The sequence below is a fragment of the Chlamydia sp. genome (assembly GCF_017472245.1).
In the GTDB taxonomy this organism is placed as follows: Bacteria; Chlamydiota; Chlamydiia; order Chlamydiales; family Chlamydiaceae; genus Chlamydia.
The window spans coordinates 33,836-54,380 of the sequence record NZ_JAFUQR010000004.1 but is presented as its reverse complement, the minus strand read 5'-3'; the positions used below and the strand labels follow the sequence as shown (position 1 = coordinate 54,380).

The following is a 20,545-nucleotide window of genomic DNA, read 5'->3' as shown; positions in this document are numbered from 1 at the left end:
TGTATGCTCCGCCTCGATTTCTAATTGAAAATTTTTTTAAAGAGGAATCTTGTGACGCTTCCAGAAATTTTTCATATCCCTAAATCTAAAAATCGTTCTGAAATTTCGTCATTCAGCTCGAACTCTTCTTACATTGAAGCGAGTCAATTTTTTTCTTATGAAAATGAAAATACTAAGAATCATACAACCGAAGATGTCATTAGGATAGGGAAGCAACTTCAAAATCAGTTTTACAACATGACGGAGAGCAAGAATTTCTCGTTTTCAGCTTCTGCCTCTTATCACTCAGGGAATTGGAAAACTTCTTTCCTTTTTAACTTAGCTCAAGTGATTTCTCAAATTTTTCCTACTGCCGTTGTCCCCGCGAAAATTATAAAAAATACTACTGTTTTACCTTCATTTAAAAAGACGCCTAGTCCTTCAGATATTAAAGATGTAATAGAAGGATTAGATCATCAAATAAAAAAAGACTCTATTTCTTCTGATAATAAAGATTATCAAATTCCCAATATGAAATCTTTAATTAGAAAAAAACGAGTTGTAGAACAAAAAAATGCTAAATATGAGAAAACGTCTTCTCCAAATAGTCTCGAAAATAAGAAAAGTACTTCAGATTCCTATATTCATAATAAAAAGATTGTTGAATCAGAAACCCTAGAAGAAATTAAAGAGTCTCTTTCAACAACAAACTCTTTAAAATCTACAAAAATTACTGATGCAATCAAGGGTAGTCTCTCAAAAGAAGCTATTGCAAGATCTAGACGTAAGCGCTCTCCTGTAGAAAATAAGGAAACCGTTCAAAATACTCCCTATGATCTTACACCAGAAACAATTATTGAGAAGCTAAAACTATCTCCAGAACAAATACGGCGCTGTCAAACATCTTTAAATAATTTAAAAAAGGCAATCCGTCGTTACACAAGTTTGAGCATAGAATTAGGAGAAAGAAACTCTAGAATAGGACAGGATCTGCTAGTTAAACAATCAATTTTTCTTAACAACATACGAGTAAAATCTCTTACAGAAGAAACTTCTGAGTTTAAGCAGGTAATGACCACGATTAAAACAGAATTTAATTCGCATCGTGTGAACATAGATAAGCATTTCCATGGGATTTGGATTGCAGGAGCTCCTCCTGAAGGGACGGACGTATATATTAAAACATTTCTTCAAGCTTATAATGATTTCGACTTTTATTTTTGGGTAGACAATCAAGCATATGCCGCAGCTAAATTTTCCTCTTTATTGAAAAAAATCGCTTTTGATGCTGCTGTCAGAGAGTTGCGAAGTATAACTTCACAAGAAGTGAAAGATTTCGTCACAAAATATGATGAACTCAAAGTCAAATATGAACTTGCTAGGGAACGTGAAGAAAAAAGAGGGTATCAAAATGATCTGAGAGCTCTTTTTGAGCAATATCAAAAAATTAGCAAGGAAATTCGAGCAAATTTTGATGCTATGTTTCTTAAAAACATGGTCACTTCCCAAGATGGTTTTTTTAACTACTGCATCTTAAAAGGTCTTGGCACTACGAATGATAAAACACGCATAGAATATCTTAAAAATGAATTAAAGCTCCCTGACGAAGACATAAAGCAATATACAAAGCTCATAGAAACCAATAAGAAAAAAATCCAAGACATTGTTGATAAGGTTAACACAGATCTAGGTACAAAAAAAGTCTTCATCAAAGACATTCGAGATCTTAAGTCGATGAAAGATAGGATTAATACCTACAACTATGAGATGGAGATGCTTTTACGTTGGAATTATCCTGCGGCATCAGACCAAATCAGAATGTATATGCTTAAGGAGTACGGGGGAATTTACACAGACTTAGATATGATGCCTCAGTATTCACCTGAAGTCTTAAATATGATCCATGAGGTCGGGGGAAACCGGTTTTTTGAAGAATTACCTATCAGAAGAGCTATCTCCGATGGAGTCCTGAAATTGGCGAATGGAGAAAAGAGTATTACTATAGATCAGATAGAACAGGATATCGATATATCGAAGCTGTTAAGAGACGACAGAAGGAAAATTCCTGAGCTTTTAAAGAAAATTGAAGAAAAATTAACTGCAGAGAAAGCATCTTCTGATGGGAAAAATTTTTCCTTATTTCAAAGGATGGCCCCGGATTCTGTTCGAGATTTTATGCCAATTTTACAACGGTATCATAAGTGGTCTACAGGCTGGAATGTACGTGGATTGAACGGCTTAATGATGGCGCATAAAGATAGTGCCACTGTAGATGCCGTTATTGAAGGACAGCGTAGAGCTTATCATGAATTAAAAGGATTACGAGAAAGTGTTCTCAGCGGAGAGTTTTTTAAAAAAATTGATGATCTTAAAGATCTCGATCATAAAGCAGTTATAGGAGGGCATCTTGTCGAAAATTACCTCGGGGGAAGTCTATTTTCTAATTTTAGGCAAGATACGATTATTGCTGGAGCCTTGAGTACCTTAGGAATTTCTGGCCCCGATTTAATTATGAAAGAGATGAAAGCATATTTTCGTAATTTGGGGCCGATTGGAGAAGATTACCTTGATGGGAAAAAGTTGGGGAAAAAAGCTTTTTTGGGGGCTTATAACAAAATTACCGTAGAAGGAGAGCAAACGTTTGATTGGCTAAATCCTGTTACCATTGGGGCGAATGATGTGACTCCTGCGGACGAGAGTACTTGGTGTGGGGTTAAACAAAGATGCGTAGCAGAATTATTATTTTCAGATGATTCAAAATTATCTAAGGAAGCTCCAAAAGGAGTAACTCGTACTAAGGTAAACAAAACAGATTTTACTAAATTATGGAAAGCGGAATCTAAAAAGTACTTGCCTAAAGATTTGCTCGATAAATTTAATACTTTAATCGAGGATCCCAATTTTGACATTTTGAAATTTGCGGATCTCGATAGGGAACTGTATGTTGTTTTTAATCAGCTAGGCAACGACTTTGCTGCTAGGTCTTCCGTATATTCTTTACAAGTTCAATTAGCAGATCTGATTCGTGCGACAACATTTCCAGTGTCTAACCAAGTTAATTTATTCTTGAATTTACATCATAACTTCAATCTGGATCTGGAAAAATCCATAAAGCTTTATCTCCAAAGCCACTCTCAAACACAAATTGTTATTTGGCATAGCGCAATCAATGATCGGGTCATGTTTTTAAGGGATATGTTATCGATAGTAGAAAGGATGCGTTTGGTCAAAGAAAGTATCTCTTCGTTAGAAGAAACTTCATTAAACGAAGAAGAACAAACACTACTCAAAGAATGGGCAGAACTTCAATCTAAGGATAGTTTAGGTGCTTTAAATTCTAGTGAGCAAGAAAAATTATTAGCAATCACGTCTTCGATTTATGAAAAAAAGAATTTAAGTGAACGAGTTATAAAAATCGAAGAAAAGATTACAGCAGGTTATTTTTACCTAAGATTAGAAGAAACCTTATCTCAATGGGCCTCATTGTCTCCAAAAGACCTAAAGAAAAAGGTAATGGAGTTTATGAAAGAGATGGATTCGGATCGTCATCCTGATGAGCGACGAAGCCATTTATTTGATCAGCTTTATGAAGAAGGATTTAAGAAAAGAATAGAAGACCCTATTAAGAAAATCCAAGAATTTATTAAAAAGATACCAGAGAATGAAAGGATCTTCATTCTCAATATGGATAACTATCTTAAAGAGACAGATCTGTTTCTAAAATTAGCTACAGAAGGGTATGCTTTTTCAGATCTCGCTGAAATTTCCCGTTATCTTCTTGCAGAATATGGGATTTCAGGAATTTTTTCAGAGGGTAGCGTTTTCCCTTCTCCTTCCAATACCTTAGTAGAATTCATCAAAACTGCCTTAGGAGATGACTATGAAACTATGCACGATGTTCTTCCTAAGGTTTATTCTTGGCTAGCAGAAAAGAAAGATAGCTCTTCAGCTCAAGAACTATTTGATGCTATTCCTGAAAAATTAAAAGAAAAATTGAAAGGATATCATGCTGCAGATTTGCTTACTCCACCAATAGATACACATGTTTCTGGTTGGGGAATGCGCTTTGGAATGGAAAATGGGCGAGAAACTGAAAGTACAATGACAAGTGTGGGCCCAGGGTTTTTTAATGGTGCTTCATACTCTATGTCCCGCTACTTATCGACTTTATATGAAATTCATAGACGCATCCATTTAGGGATACTAACGAAAGATTTTGTAAAATATTTATTAGAAACGAAAGGAGCGTCTTGTTTTTTGCTTGATGCAAATATAGATAAACTCGTTCAAGCGTCTTCTGAAAAAAAATATTTATCCTTAACAGAAGTACATAATACTCTTTCAGATCAGTTGCACTTAGCAGAAGCATCTTCTAAACTGATGACAGTCGTTTTACCAGGAATAGGTAAGATTATTGAACGAGAAGGAGACTTTAGCCGTCCTCTTGTTACTACAATGACAGATTCTGTCGCGATTCATTCTTATGACTATAATGGTGTGGGGCTCAATAAAGACTTGTTTTCTGTTCCCCATGAAGTCCCTACAACACAATCTGTTGTTGAGCAAGCAAAATACACTTTATTATCTTGGCCAGAATTTTATCAGCAGTTTTCTTCTCTTTGGCTTGATTTAGCCACGCATTACGGAGCAGAGTCTTTAATAACGCATCCTCAGTCGTTTTTTTACGAAACAGAAGGACGTTGTATGGGGCTATCTATGCTGTATATGTCCGCAGAAACTATAGAAAGTTATAAAATTCTACAAAGGAATATCGAAACGATCTCTTCCTTATATCAAATAAAGGAAAGAGAGCATCTCCCTTTAACAAAATCAGATCAAGATCTACTCGATCGGTCACTTTCTTTAATCAATTGGCTGCAATATCAAGGGAATAGAAATTTGTTAGAACGAGGGATTCTTACTGAAAAACCTTGGAATATTGAATTCCTCCAACATATTTTTGAAAAAGAAAAAATAAAAAGTGTACTCATTACCACTCCCACTCATACTCTGACATTGAATTTCATGGATTCCTTTTTTAGAGTAACGGATCCAAACTTTGGCCATGTTGATTTTCCTTCCATTCTTATGGCGCTCTATTTTATCGAAGAGATGGTCCAAACTTCTTCCAAAATCAAAGCTCGTTATGGGCTTTCAGATAAAAAATCAATAAGAGAACAGCTTAAAGTCTATTTTGCAGCCTCTACAGAAGCTAAGCATTCGTGGTTTTCTTCCACAGATGCAGGTCTTCTTTCGCATCACTACTCGATTACTTTAGAAAAAATGGAGACTAGGGGATCTACAGTCATAGAAAGAATAAGGACTTCTTGGAAAACGTTATATAAAATCGGAGGTTCCATCAATCATAAGAGAATAGACGAAAATACCTCTGAAAAAGATCTTGATCAAATGAAATTAAATGGAGATGTCTTAGATGATTATATTTCTAAACATGCTTTAGATGCAGAAACTGTATCTTTGCTTCTAATTTTATTAGAAACACGAGGAATAGAAGAGGGAACAAAGCATGTAAGCCGATCTTTGATTATAGAGACTCCTGATGATTCAGCATCTATGCTGCAGTTAATTAAGACTAAAACATCTCAAGCAAAAAGTATTTTAACAAATTTTTTCTTTGATCTTTCTAAAAAATTAAAAAATCATAATTTAGATGATTCTAATACATCAGTTTCAAAAGTATCTATCGATGACAAAGATAATATCGTCTTAGAGCTAAAGAAAGACAAGACTCCCACAAAATTAATGATACAGGGAGGGGCTTTAGTGGCTTCTTTTAGGCAGTTTGGATTTATGTTAAATGAACTAGGATCCACAGGAGTTATGGACTTAGAACTAGGGATGAGCGTAGTGTCTATAGTCCAATATCTTCGTTTGCTGCAAGAAGGGCAAGGATCATCTCCCTTAGCTGTAGCAAATTTCTTGCTTGATGTCAAAGAAACTGCAGAGATGACTTTAGGGGCAATCATCCAAGTATGTACCAAAAAATTTATCACAGAGCATGGTATTGACGGATTTCGTTTGGAAACTTTGTTAGCAGAACAATTAAAGAAAGTTGCTGTGAAAACAGGGGGGAATGTTGGTAAAGTTTTATCTAAAACAGCAATGATCTTAGAGCTTCCAATTCTTGAAACAGCCTTGGGAGTATGGAATCTTTATGATAGTGTTGAAACTCTTATAAATTCTGATAATCATCCAGATCGTATGGCGGCTCGCTTGGATGTGGCTTTTAACACCATTACTTTAGGAGTCACGATTGGTTCGGTTGTTGCGCCTTCTTTAATGTTAGCTGCAGGCCCTTTAGCTGCTATTGGTATGGGAGCGAGTGCTATTGCTCGCAATGTTGCTTTAAAGGAAGATCGTCATGAGAAATGGCTAGAGTATAAAAAGTTTCTTACCGAGGGAGGAGCACATATTGTATATGCTTTTCCGGAAAGGCACCTTTTAGACTTTTCTGGAAATTATGTGTTAGGAAATTTCCATCTAGATCTTAGGCAGAATCCTCCAATTCTCAGTGGGGATCGCTCCTATAATGCTAACTGGAGAATTGGAAATAAGGCAGGATGGACGGATTGGGAGGTCAGAGATAAGATCGGTTATGCATATAGGATCAGTCCTACATATGCCCTGGCTCAAGGACACGCCAACAGCTTTTGGCCAAGTAATATTCCTGACATTCCTAAAGGAGATTACAGAACAGTTATTTTAGGGTATGGAATTACCTACGAAGCCGTAACTGAAGTCATTTATTTATCAAATAGCATTGTTTGGAGAGAAGCAGTTATGGAAGCTACTTCTCGATACTATAAAGCTCCTCTAACAGCCAAAAAGAAATTAAGTACTGTCATCGGAGGAAACAATCCTTTAACAGTGATTCCTGTAAGACTTATAGAAAAAGATTTAAAAGAAAATTTAGATCATGCTGCGTCTTATAAAGACTATAAGATTAATATTGTTGGCGGAAAAGGGGGAGTCACAGTTCAAATAGGTGGAGCAGGTTTTTATAATTTGACTGGAGATCCTAGTGTTGATAATACAATTTCATTCAAAGCAATTCCTGAGCCATTTGGAGTGCGTTTTAATTTGACAACTTTAGAACAAGAGGTTCCATTAATTCGACCTAATGGAACGGAAGAACGCATTCTTAAAATACGCCAAATGGGATTTAATACAATTGTAGGATCAAGAGGGGGTAAAGATACTCTGATAGGGAATTTCAGCACGAAGTTCTATGTTAGCCCTGGGGGAGGAAATATTGTTTCTGGCCAAGGTGAGGTAGAGTATTATGTTCCCCCACTGAATGCTTTTTTGAATATTACTCTATCGAACAATTCTACGAAGCATCTTCTCATTACAGAAATGGATGCATCTCAATTAAAACCAATTCCAAATAGCTTAAGTTTAGCTAGTAATACCCTGCTATTGGAAAAACAGGTTTCAGGAATTGAAGTATCTAATGAAGATATGAGCAAAGATTTTTCTAAATGGAAAGATCTCTATGAAGTTCGTTTAGGAGATGGCCTGGTTGCTGTTGCTACAGAACAAGCTGATAATGATACAAGAAATTCTCAAATAACTTTGGGGATTAGAAAGTGTGATCAACCTCAATGGCAAAAAAAACATCCAGAAAGCACTGGCTTCCCAGAATGGATTATTAAGTGGCTAGAGAAAAGGTCTTGGTCCTTAACTTCTGAAGTTAAATTTAGTTTAGAGAGGGGATTCGCTTTCTTTTTTAAGAAAGAGATGAAAATCATTTATTACACGGATCCTTTCTCAACGTTGGAAGTAACCCAAACTATGGATATCAAAGCCTTTGTACAAGGATCTCAAGGTTGTTCTTATGTTTTATCTACTATACATTATAGTACAGAAATCACTCCTCAGATGGAGCTTATTTTAGCAGATGACGATCTAAATCATCCTCAACTTATTGATACTAGCTCCATTGTGCCGACTATGCTTTTAGCTAAAAGATCGGGACCAACTCAAATAGATCTGGAAATTTCTTCATCAAACCATCGCTTGTCTGTCAGAGCTATTTGGAATAAAAATCTGCCCAGAAAAACAATGATAAAAATAAATGAAAAAACATTTATTCGATTAGGGCAAATAGATACAGAACTTTCAAAATCTAAGTTTCCTTACTCATGGAACGTATTGTATTATGAAAAAACTATAGTCCCAGAACGAACTGAAAATGTACGCAGTCTTAATAACACCGTTATTTTAATGCTACCTGAGAAGAAAAGAAATAACGAACATGTATTCGTTATAGAAAATAGCGAAGATGTGGATATTAAAATGGTGGGGAAAATCCAGTCAGGGCACGTTACGGGAGCTTATAAGAAAGACTTAAAATCAAAAATCATTTTTACAAAAAATCTTGTTGAATTTGGAATCACAACGCCAGCTCATCAATCTCAATATCTCATTTTTACAGACAATGATAAAAATACTGATATAGGAACGAATATTTTATTCTTCAGTCGATTAGATCCCAAAATTCTTTACGCCAAGCAAAAACAAATAGCTCAATTCTCTTATAGAGAATGGAAACTTTATGATGAAATTTATGTATTTTCGACGTCTCTGTATTTAGAAGATTTTATTCGTTATTCTATAGAGGATGAAACTGAGGAACTGTCCAGACAGCTCATGTATGCACAAGGACTGTTAAAAGTTCAGAATCGAGATCTACTTCTCAAGGTATTTTATGTTCGTCAAACCGCAGGTATTGGTAGCATCTTAATCACATTTAAAAACTTTTTTGTGGAAAATATGAGTGAAATTTCACAACAAACTTGGGAATACGAGGCGAAACCCCTAATTGTTCCAAAATTTCATTCTTTGATTAACCCTGCATATAGGGACCACCTTGATGTCAAGTTAGGAAAAGAGACATTAAATCTTGCTGTTTTATTCCATGAATATAGTAAAGGTGATCATATCCTAGAAATGACTCTTAATGAGGATCATAAATTACAAATCCCCATGAAATTTTTTGGTATGAATCTAGGTATATTAACATATACTATAGATCCCTTGTCTAATGGTCCAAAACCTCAAGAAAAACTATCTTTATTAGATGATTCTATAATAAATTATCGATTGCCTTTTCCAACAACACCTGTTGCTTCTTATTACTTAGATCCTGTTACAGGGGATTTATACGTAACTAGAATGTTGTTTAGAATTCCTCAAACACAAGCGTTTGTGATTAAATTTAAAGGTTTTAAACAAAATCCGTTAGCTTTTGCTCAAACAGTACTTTCTTCTCCACACGTGTCTAGAATAGTTCAATCTACAGGAACTATTTTGCAGTTCTCAGGCCCTGCTCTGCTTCATTTAGAGATAGATTTCCCTAAAATACAGGGTCCATTCATGCTTAATGAGAGATTGATATCTAGATCTCGATCAGTATTTGCAAATAATGATCAGGTAATGCGTTATGATCCTCTGTCTGTAGAGCAGTTTTACTCAAAAATAGATTTATTATTAGCAGATCTTAAAGCACGAGCTAAAAAAGCTAATGTAGATGATTTTGGACTAATGGCTCAGATATATGATAGCTATTTAATGGAAATAGCTATGCATTTAGGAGACGCCAATCCTAAATGGTATATCCCAGCGAATATGCTAAAAGGTGCTATCACATATTATAGGGCTGAAGTTTCTTCATGGGTACGTAATCAATTGAAAGTAGGAATGATAGTTAAAATTCCTGCAAAAGCCATCACAGTATCTTTAACAACAACTCAAAATGATGTGTTCGCAAGTAGGCTTACAAAAGGATTTAATATCTTTTATAGCTTGATTGGTCTCGATTCTCATTTAAAACCACGGGACAAGCCCGGAGATATGTCGCTTGATCTTGAAAAAGATGTAGCGCTAACTGTTCAAAAAATTGATGAAGTCGACTATTCGAAGAGAAGAATTTATATAGTGCTCGAAATGACAAAAGAAGAAGAAAAACAACTCAAGGCAGATAAAGACGTGATTACTATTGCTACTCACTAAAATTGATGGGGGAGTCAATTTATTTTTATTGATCTTTCATTAGCACTTAGGACAGAGAGGATTTTCCTGACATTACTCAAAAGTTAGGAAAACGCTTCCTCAATATGCCTTTGTTAAAAATTTTTCTAACAATTTTTAGACAGAGATTTCTTATTCTTGTGCTATCCTCAGAGACAGCCACTGTTTCTAAAGGGAAAACGATGCTAGTTCCTAATCCAATTATTGCAGCAAAAGAGAATTCATCTCACTTGCTGCAGCCTTTGGTAACTTCTGATAATATTTATTTTGAGGAATCGTTTCAAAATATTTCTTTATACGATAATCAGAGTTTTGCCAATCACACAACGGAAGATGTCATTAGGATAGGAGAGCGATTACAACGTCAGTTTCACGATATGGCGGAGGAAAATCGAGCTCCTTTTACGACTTCGCCAGCTCATCATACAGGAAATTGGAAGACAGCATTTATTTATAATTTAGCGCAAGTCATAGCACATATTTCCCTTCCATAGTACAGCCTATCCATGTTAAACCGGTTATTCCTTCTTCTGAAAAAGTAAATACGACAGGACCTCAAAAGGAAAACCTCTCTGTAAAAGTCAATCATACGAACTCTTCAAAAACTTCTCTGAGAAAAAGAAAAAATCTGTTTACTATACGTAATTTAGATATTCTAGATTACTCCACAATAAAATCACTAAAATCTTCTATCAAAGAGACCGAAGAGATTTTCAAAAGTAATGATAGGGTTCGAGTCAATACTATAAAGACAGTGTTGTCTAGAAAAAAACGTGCAAATTCAGAACCCAAGCAAGAACAAGCTGAAAAAAAAGAGAGTCTCCAAACTCCCACATACGATCTTACTGTAAAAAACATTGAGGAGAAGCTAAAATTTAAATCTGAGCAAAAAGCTCTCGTTATAGGGGAGTTAGAAAAATTAAAAAAAGCGATTAGTAAATACAACACCCTTGAAGAAAAGAATTCTAAAGAAGGGCAAAAAGCCTTAATCCGTCAAGCGGTTCTTTTGGATGGTATTCAAAAAAAACTCTATCCTAAAGAAAAGCCTGAAGCAAATAAAAAAACAAAGACTGAACCTGTAAAAGCTCCTGAAGTTCCTAAGACGCAAACTGAAGAAAAAACTAAAACTTCGGTAGAAGAGGTACTTATTACCGTAAAGACTGAGTTTAAATCCCATCATGTTCAGATAGAAAAGATTCTTCATGGTGTTTGGATTGCTGGATCACCTCCAGATGGGACCGAAGACTATATCAAAATCTTTTTACAAACTTATAAGGATTTTCAATTCTTCTTCTGGATAGATAAAAATACTTATGCTGCGGCGAAATTCTCTGGGATTATGAAAAACATCGCTTTTTCAGCCGCTGTAGAAGACCTTAGACACTCTACAGATCAAAGTGTTCAAGCTTTCATTAAAGATTATGACGAACTCAAAAAGAAATATGAGGAAAAATATACAAAATCGAACTCTGAGGTAGAAAGAAGTCAGTACCTTGAAGATCTTAAAAAGCTTTTGGATAAACATAATAGGATAAGTGAAGAGATTCGCTCACGTTTTGATCTTCTGTTCTTGAAGAACATGATTATCGTACAAGATAACTTCTTCAACTACTGTCAGTTAAAGGGCGTGGGTAATATTGATGATAATGCAAGAGTAGAATACTTAGAGAAAGAGATCAAACTTCCAGAAGAAGAAATCAAGCAATACAAAGAGCTCATCAAAATTAATGAAGAAAAAATCAAAAAAATTGTCCAAACAGTAAACAATGACCTTGGTAAGGAACGAATCAAAATTAAAGACATTTCTGAGCTAAAGTCAATGAAAGAAACTCAAAACGTATACAATTATGAGCTAGAGGTTTTATTACGCTGGAACTACGCTGCAGCTACTGATCAGGCACGTATGTATATGCTGAAAGAATTTGGGGGAATCTACACTGATTTAGATATGATGCCCTCATATTCTCAAGAGATTTTAGAGCTTATAAAAAAACATAGTTCAGGAACAGAGTCCACGAACAAACAGCCATTTACAAATAATCGTCTATTTGAAGACATGTCTTGCCGAAGAGCTATATCAGATGCAGTATTAAAGTTAGCTACAGGCAAAGCAACCGAAGTTACTTTAAAGCAAATTGAGAAGGATATAGACCTATCTCGATTAAGTGAAACTGATAAACCCAAACTTGAAGCTTTATTTAGGGATTTAGAAAAATTTGTCAAAGAGAATCCTGTAGATGAACCTAAATTAATTAAAGGAAGTAGCAAGTCTGAAAAAACTAAAGAAGATGAAAAATCTAAAAGTGCTGAAAGAGAAAAATTAGAAGAAGACGCAACAGTTAAAAAGAAAGGCTTTTTCCAGCCTATGTCCGAGATAATCATTCGGGATACGATGCCAATATTAAGAAGATATCATCACTATAATGAGCTCGGATGGTTCATTCGAGGACTTAATGGCTTGATGATGGCGCACAAAGGAAGTACTGCTGTAGATGCGGTTATTCGAGGACAGCAAGAGGCTTATCAAGAGTTAGCTGCGCTTAGGCAAGAAGTTCTTTCTGGAGCTTTTTTTAATTCTTTAGAAGATCTCATTCACCGTAAACACCAGTCATTAATCGGAGGGCAATTAGTTTCTAACTTCCTAGCAAAAAGCCTATTTTTTGACTTTCGCCAAGACTCTATTATGCCTGAAGCTGTTAGTACCCTAGGGATTACTGGCCCTGACCTTATTGCTGAAGTTCTCGTTGAGGAATATCGAAAGTGGGGACCCATAGGAAAAGACTTTCTTACCTCTCGGGGTAATAAACTCGGAGACGATGCCTTTCTAGGATCTTATAAAAAAATTTTTCTTGACCCATCAGATAAAAGTAAATTCACTCTAGATTGGCTATCTCCATTATCTGTTGGAAGTAACGACGTTACACCCGCAGATGAGAGTACTTGGTGCGGAAGTAAAAAGAGATGCGTTGCAGAGCTACTATTTTCAGATAATACCAAATTCAACTCCTACAAGCCGAAAGCTATTACACGTACCCGTATAGATATAGATAAGTTTACATTTTTATGGGCAGAGGAAAGTAAGAAAAAACTTCCTCCAGGGTTACTTGAACGCTTTAATACCTTCATTGAAGAGCAAACTGTAGACATATTAAAGCTAGCAGAGATAGATCGACAGATCTACACTGTGATATCTGCAATACAAGATAAAGATCCTGCAGCTAAAACCTCTTTGTTCTCTTTGCAGCTGCAACTTGCTAACTTAATCCGATCGGCGCAATTTCCTGTAGAAAATCGAGTGCATTTTTTCCCTCAAATACAGAGTCTGCAAAAACAGTCGTATGCAGATTATAAAAAGTCTATAGATCTTTATTTGAAAACGTCTACAACTACAGATGTTGTTTTATGGCACAGTGATCAACAAAACTGGATGTTACTTTTTAAGCAACTTCTTACACTAGCAGAACGACGTGTTGCTATAGATAACCTTCTCAATCCTTCGCTTAAGAAAGACGAAAAAGATAAAAAGAAAGAGAAAGCAAAGAAAAAAGAAGAAAAATCTGAATCAGAGTCTGGATTTGAAGGCTCAGATAGTGAAGGGAGTGAAACACGTAAAGATTTCTCTAAAAATAAAGAGCTTTTAAAAAAATATGAGGAGCTTAAAGCTCGTGATACATTTTCTCTTCTTACAGAAGTAGAATTGTCTGAATTTTTAGAAATAACAACCAAGATCGCTGAACAACGCGATTTGTTCGCTAAAATAGACCAGATCGAAGCAAGTATCTCCTCGGGACATACATACCGTGCTTTAGAGGAAAAGGTAACCAAGTGGTTTTCTCTTCCTGAAAACGAACGTCGTAAGCATCTCCTGGATCTTCTAAAACAACTAGAAAAAGAAGTCACTAAGAAAAGCCCAAAGTCAGAAAAAGCTGAACATACGCGGTGGTTAGAGTCTTTATATGATCAAGCTAAAGAAAAATGGATAGATGAGCCTAAAAAAAACATTCAGGATCTTCTAAAAAAGTTCGAAGGGAATCCTCGTGTGATCCTAAGAAACGCTGATGAACTTCTTTCAAAAAATGAGCTTTTTCAGAGCATGATTCGTACTGGATATCCCTTTGCAGATGTTATGGACATCGTACGTTTCATGGTTGCAGATGAGGGGATTTCTGGAATCTTTTCTAAAGAGCCCATTCTTCCTCCTCCTTCAAATTTCCTCGTCAGCATATTGAAAGAACTTTATGGAGAGAACTCTATAGATCTTCATGATGCACTCCCAGCAGTCTACGATTGGATTCTTGCCAATGAAGAAAATACTAAGGAAGAAGCGTCTCGTCTCCTTCCAGAAGGGTTAAAAGAGAAAATAACAGATAAGCTCCCCCATCATCTTCTAGTTCCTCCTATAGACTCTTCTGTCTCTCCCTTGGGTGTACACTACTCTGTAGAAAGAGGTATAGAGTCTGAAAACGTTATGGTTTCCATAGGAGGGGGGTTCTTTAATGCTGTAACTTACTCCATGGCACGATATATGGAGGCTTTATTTGAGCTTCAACAAAAGATTCTTAACAAAGAACTAAAGACTACAAAGGATATCAAAGATATTTTAGAAAAAAAAGGCGCTGGTCCCATTTATAATGAAGAAAGAGCGAAGTTATTACTAGAATATTCCAAACTTGGGTACTACCTCTCTTTACAAGAGATAAATACAGCTGCTGCAAGTCTGTATAATTTAGGACAGGCTTCTGCATATCTGATCACTCAAGCTCTACCTGGTTCGGGACGTATGATCCTTAGGGACAATAGCTTTGGACTTCCTCTAGCGACCTCGATGACAGACCCTATAGGATTACGTATTTATGACTATTCTGGAATCGGCGGAAGAAAAGACGTTTTCTCCTCTCCTCCTGATGTCCCGACACTTCATAAGATTATCGATAGAGTCAAATATACTTTAATGGACTGGCCAGAATTCTTTGAGAAGTATTCAGGAACATGGGGAGATTTAGCTTCTCGCCTGGGAGGCAATTTTTTAGAAATCCATCCTCAGAAGTTTCTCTATGAAATAGAAGGACGCTGTATGGGGCTTTCTTATTTATTTTTATCAGCAGAAGATAAAGCGACCTACAGAACTTTACAAGAAAATCTATCTTTAGTTTCGTCATTATTTCAAACAAAAGAACGCGATAAGCTTCCCTTATCACAGCAGGATAATAAATTTCTAAAACGTGCTTTAGATCTTATACACTGGTTACAACATCGTGGTAATCGTGAATTACAAACAGGAGGTATTTTCTCCTCACTCGAATGGGACATTAGCTCTTTAACAAAATTATTTGAAAAACCTTCAATATCAAGTGTCCTTGTTACTACTCCTACACATGTAGTTACTCTGCACTTATTCGATGATATTGCTAGAGTCACAGATCCCAATTTTGGTCATGTTGATTTCCTAAACGTAGCTTCTGCGCTCTATTTTATTGAGTATATGGTACAAGCTTCTTCAGAAATAAGTGCTCGCTACGGAATTTCTGATCAACTCCCTATTTCACAACAACTCAGAGTTTATGTTGCAGATACTCCAGAAGCTCGTAATACCTGGATGGTTATACCCACAGATGCAGGTCTTTTATCAAATCATCAAATGCCTACATTAGAACGGATGATTGTTCGAGGAGAGGTTACTTTCTCTGGACTACGAACAACATGGTTTAAACTATTTGAAATGGGATTAACCTTAGAGGGAAAACGTATTGATGATAAAACAAAAGAAAGCGATCTCGATAAATCTCTTATAAACGGTGATATTTTAACTGATTATCTTTCAAAAAATTTACTTGATGAATCTACAGCAGCATTAGCTAAGACACTTGTATCAACTTTAGGGTTTGTCGAAGGAACAAAAATAATCAGTTCAAATATGATTACGGAAATCCCTAACGATATAACTTCTTTATTCCAAGCATCTCGACAAAGACTCAATCACTTTAAACAATTAGTTCAATCCTTCTTCTCAGAACTTACACAAAAAATTAGAAATACGGGTCTGAAAGACTCTGACAATGTCTCAATAAAATCTGTAACTTTAGAAGAGAATGGCGAAGCTGTAATTTCTTTAGAAAAAATAGAGGACAAAAAAATAAGTAAAAAAACATTCGTTACTATCTCCTTAAAAATTAAAGAAATAAGCGAAGCTTTCCGTACTTTTGGAATCAGTTTAAATGAGCTTGCAAGTACTGGAGTTATGGATATAGAGCTCGGATTATCTGTACTATCGTTAATTCAATATGCCCGTTTAGTAGACGCTGGCAAAGGGGAAAGTGCTCAGGCCATTTTTAGTGCTTTGCTTGATGTCAAAGAACTTGCAGAGATGACTCTGGGAACAGTAATTCAAGTATTACAAAATAAATTTATAACATCTTCAGGAATTGATGGATTTCGAACAGAGGCAGTTTTAGCACGACAATTACAAAAAGTAGGAACTCGAGTAGGAGGGACAGTTGGTAAAGCTTTTAGCGTCGCATCTCGTGTTTTAGAGCTTCCTGTTCTTGAAACAATAGCTGGAGTTTGGGGATTAGTTACTAGCGTAGAAGAGCTCATACATGCAGATACTCACAGCGATCGCGTTGCAGCTAAAGTACAAGTATCTTTTGATGTAATTACTTTAGGATTAACAATATCTTCTGTTGTTGCTCCTCTTGTTATGCTTGCCGCAGGTCCTATAGCTGCTATAGGGATGGGAGCCACCTCTATCGCCAGAAACGTAGCTTATAAGGAAGAACGACACTATGCTTGGCTAGAATATAAAAAGTTTCTAGAAACAGCAGCTAAACACGTCTTGTTTGCATATCCAGATAAGCATTTATTAGATTTTTCTGGGAATCAGGTGTTGGGAGAATTATTCTTAGACCTGAGATCAAATCCCCCTGTATTAACAGGAAAATCTTCTTATAACTATGACTCTTTAATTGGAAGCGTCCCGAATTGGTCAGATAAACAAGTAAGGAATCGATTAGGTTATGCTTTTAGTATCACTCCAGAGTGGGCACTAGCACAAGGACATGCAAATAGCCAATGGCCTAGGCAAATTCCTAAAATTCCCAAAGGAATTTACGAAACAGTCTATTTAGGGTACGGAATTAAATACAAAGTCCATACAGAGATCGTCTATCTTTCTAACAAAATTACATGGCGAGATGCCATTTTAGATTCAAATTCTCGATATTATAGACCTCCTCTTACTGAAGAAGGGAAGTCTTCTACAATCATAGGGGGAGATTCTCCTCTTAATGTTATTATGTTGCGTCTACTAAATGAAGATTCTCCCCCCAGAATCAATCAAGCGATGAAATACGCAGATTATAAAGTCAATATTGTTGGTGGCAAAGGTGGTGTTACAATTCAAATAGGTGGAGCTGGAATCTACAACTTAACTGGAAATCCTCATATCAAAAATACTATCTCCTTTAGAGCAATTTCTGAGCCTTTTGGCGTCTTCTTTAACCTATCCAATCATAATGAACAACTCGTACCTCTAACACGTGCTAATGGGACAAAGATTGAGTCTTTAAAAATCAAACAGAAAGGGTTTAATATTATTGCAGGATCGGCAGGGGGATACGATATTTTAGTTGGAGAACATGATACTCACTTCTACATAAGCCCCGGGGGAGGGAAAATTTATTCAGGAGCAGGAAAGAACTGGTATCACATTCCAAGGCTTAAAGGAAGACTAGATATCATCCTTTCGAAGAATTCTACAGAACACATGCTTTTACTGGAGACGTTTTCATATAACTGGCTTCCTGTGTATCAAAATATCTCCTTACTTCCGAGAAACATTATAGAAAATAGTACTACGGGTATCTTTGTTTCAAACATAGATAACAATACTTCCTTCGAACACTGGGAGAACAAATTTATCGTAAAATTTGCTGATGGTATTACTCTACAAGCACAAAAACGGATTTATGAGGATGCTACAGAAACCAACTTCACAATAAATGCTACCTATGTCACGACTTTAGAGATCAATACAATAGATCAGCTTACATGGCAAAAAAGCTATCCTGAAGAACCTAGTTACATAGAAACTATCTTGGAATGGTTAAAAAAAATGGGGTGGTGGTTTGTCCCTGAAGTGACGATTTTGCAAAAAGAAGGAACAACAAGTTTCTACTCAAAATACAAAACTTTAATCTACTATCCTAATCCTTTTACTGAATTAGATTTACACCCTCAATTTGGTTATCATACTCGTATAGATGGTTCTGTAGGGGACACTTATATTTTTTCAGAATCTCCAAAAGCAAATATCTCTACAGTTCAGCTTACTTTAGCAGAGGATGCAAACTCTCCACAAACTGTGGATTTCAGCTTGATGGTTCCGACATCGATACGTGGAAGAATGACTAATCATACAGAAAATGGTACCAGTATCGATCTTGAGATCTCATCTCCAAGATATAAACTCCCTTTACAGGTAAATTGGCAACATCATTTCCCTGGGAAAACAAAGTTTGATGTCGTATCGAATCATAATCCTAGGCTAAAAGAATGGTACGCAATGATGAATAAGAATGCTTCTATTTGGCATAACTTATTTATGAACAGCACGTTAATTCCTGAAAGACTTGTGGGAGTGCATAGCTTAAATAATACCGTAAGCTTGATGATTAGCTCGTTACGAAGAAACAACGAGCATATCCTAGGAGTAGAAAATCGGGGAGCAGTCAACCTTAAAGTCATGGGACAAATGTACGCAGGGAAGATTAAAGGGGCTATGGAAAATCGCCATTGGTATACCTTCTCTCGCTTACTATCGAAATTTGACATTACTATTCCGGCACGTTCCATAAAACACTTGGCTTTTAAAGGAGAAGAAGAAACTAATGATACAATACTATTTCGTAGCTATCTTGAACCCGCTATTTTAGAAGTAAGAAATTCTACTCCTGTAGATTACCATAAATGGTCGTTCTATGATCAAATTCATATTTACGGAGCCACCCTAAATCTTGAAAGCTTCCAAATTTACAATATTACAGAGGCTGAACCAAGCTTGAATCGCTTGCTAATGTTTGTACAAAAACAAGTCGGTATTCGAGGTAGAGACTTTTACATGAAGTTCTTCCATATCCGCACAGGCTTGGGAATTGGTGCCGTAAATCTCGTTTTTAAAGATTTTTTTGTCGATGACATGAGCTCTATTACAGAACGAACTATAGAGGGGGAGGTCAAGCCAATCCTTATGGAAAATCCTATCTCTCTAATTAACTCAGCATATAAAGAGCATCTAAAACATACTCTAGGGGATACACAAATAGATCTGATCCAATATCTTAAGGAGTTTGGCACAACAGCACATACTTTGCAGCTAAACTATAACAGGGAAACCCATGAATTGATTCTACCAATGCAATATAAGATGAAACAACTCGTTGTGCTCACTTATGTTGTGAACCCCAAAGAATCTATAACTAAAGAAAACACTTGGTTATTTTTAGATAAGGCGATGAAGGAATATCGCCTACCTATGGAAACAATCTCAAAAACCTATTACTACTTAGATCCTGTAAACGGAGATTTATATATCTCTAAGGTAATTTCTAAGATTAAGTTAGATCAAGCATTTGTACTCATCCTTCCAGGATTTAAAACACGATGGCAAGAGTATCAAAATATTTTCATCTCAAACACAAGAAAAGAGTCTCTAGCGCTGTCTTCAGGATCAGGACTTATGTTTGTAGGACCGGAGTTACGCCATATTGAATTTGATAAAAAAAGAATAGTAGGAGGTAAATTGTTACCAGAGAGGGTATCCTCACGATCTGGAATCGTCTTTCCAACTACAGACCAAGTTATGATATACAATCCTGCACTCGTACATAAATTCTATACGTATACAGATTATATGCTCTGGATCCTTAAAGATCGTGCAAGTGACTCTAAACGAGCAAAAGCTTATGACACCTATATGTTAGAGGCCTGCATGTCTATAAAAGGAAACATACCAGAGTGGAAGATTCCTCCAAGCTTTATGCAATTTGCTTCTGCATACTATCACGCATGGGTAAGCCAGTGGATCAAGTATCGCATACGACGTGGTACACTCATTAGCCTACCAGCGAAAAGTATTCAGGTATCCTTAATCACTACACAAACCGAATATTTTGTAAGTAAACAAAGAGGAAGAGGAGGTTTCCATATTTTTTATAGCATTTACGGCTTGAATAACAAGCTTGTCGATCATAAATCTCCAGGAGATATGGTTTTCGAAATATCTGAGGATGTCATCTTTACAGTTAAAAAAGTTGATGAATCCGACTACAAAGAGAGAAAAATCTACGTAGTCCTAGATCTAGCAACTGAAGAAGAACGTAAATTACGGGCAAATAAAGAAGTAATTATCATCCCAGGCGGGGAGAATGCTAGGAAACGGTGATAAGATTGGATAAAAATAGAGTGACAAAATTATCTAATTTTTTGTAATATTACATCAGTACAATATAGGTTTTTT

3 protein-coding genes are annotated in these 20,545 nt (G+C 36.0%); all 3 read left to right on the top strand.

From position 1 onward, the window contains the following. Positions 1-51: 51 nt before the first annotated feature. The 3 genes from IJ490_RS01085 to IJ490_RS01075 all read left to right on the top strand — a co-directional run bounded on the left by IJ490_RS01085 (position 52) and on the right by IJ490_RS01075 (position 20,470). Complete coding sequence (locus IJ490_RS01085) at positions 52-10,014, top strand: LifA/Efa1-related large cytotoxin (RefSeq protein WP_291891996.1); 9,963 nt, start codon at positions 52-54, stop codon at positions 10,012-10,014. Positions 10,015-10,118: 104 nt separating this feature from the next. After that, positions 10,119-10,526: a hypothetical protein gene (locus IJ490_RS01080; RefSeq protein WP_291891993.1), complete on the top strand. Its 408-nt coding sequence runs from the start codon at positions 10,119-10,121 to the stop codon at positions 10,524-10,526. Then, on the top strand, positions 10,523-20,470 hold the full coding sequence (locus IJ490_RS01075; protein ID WP_365820983.1) for a LifA/Efa1-related large cytotoxin: 9,948 nt from the start codon (positions 10,523-10,525) through the stop codon (positions 20,468-20,470). The genes IJ490_RS01080 and IJ490_RS01075 overlap by 4 nt, the downstream gene beginning before the upstream one ends. Positions 20,471-20,545 lie beyond the last annotated feature (75 nt).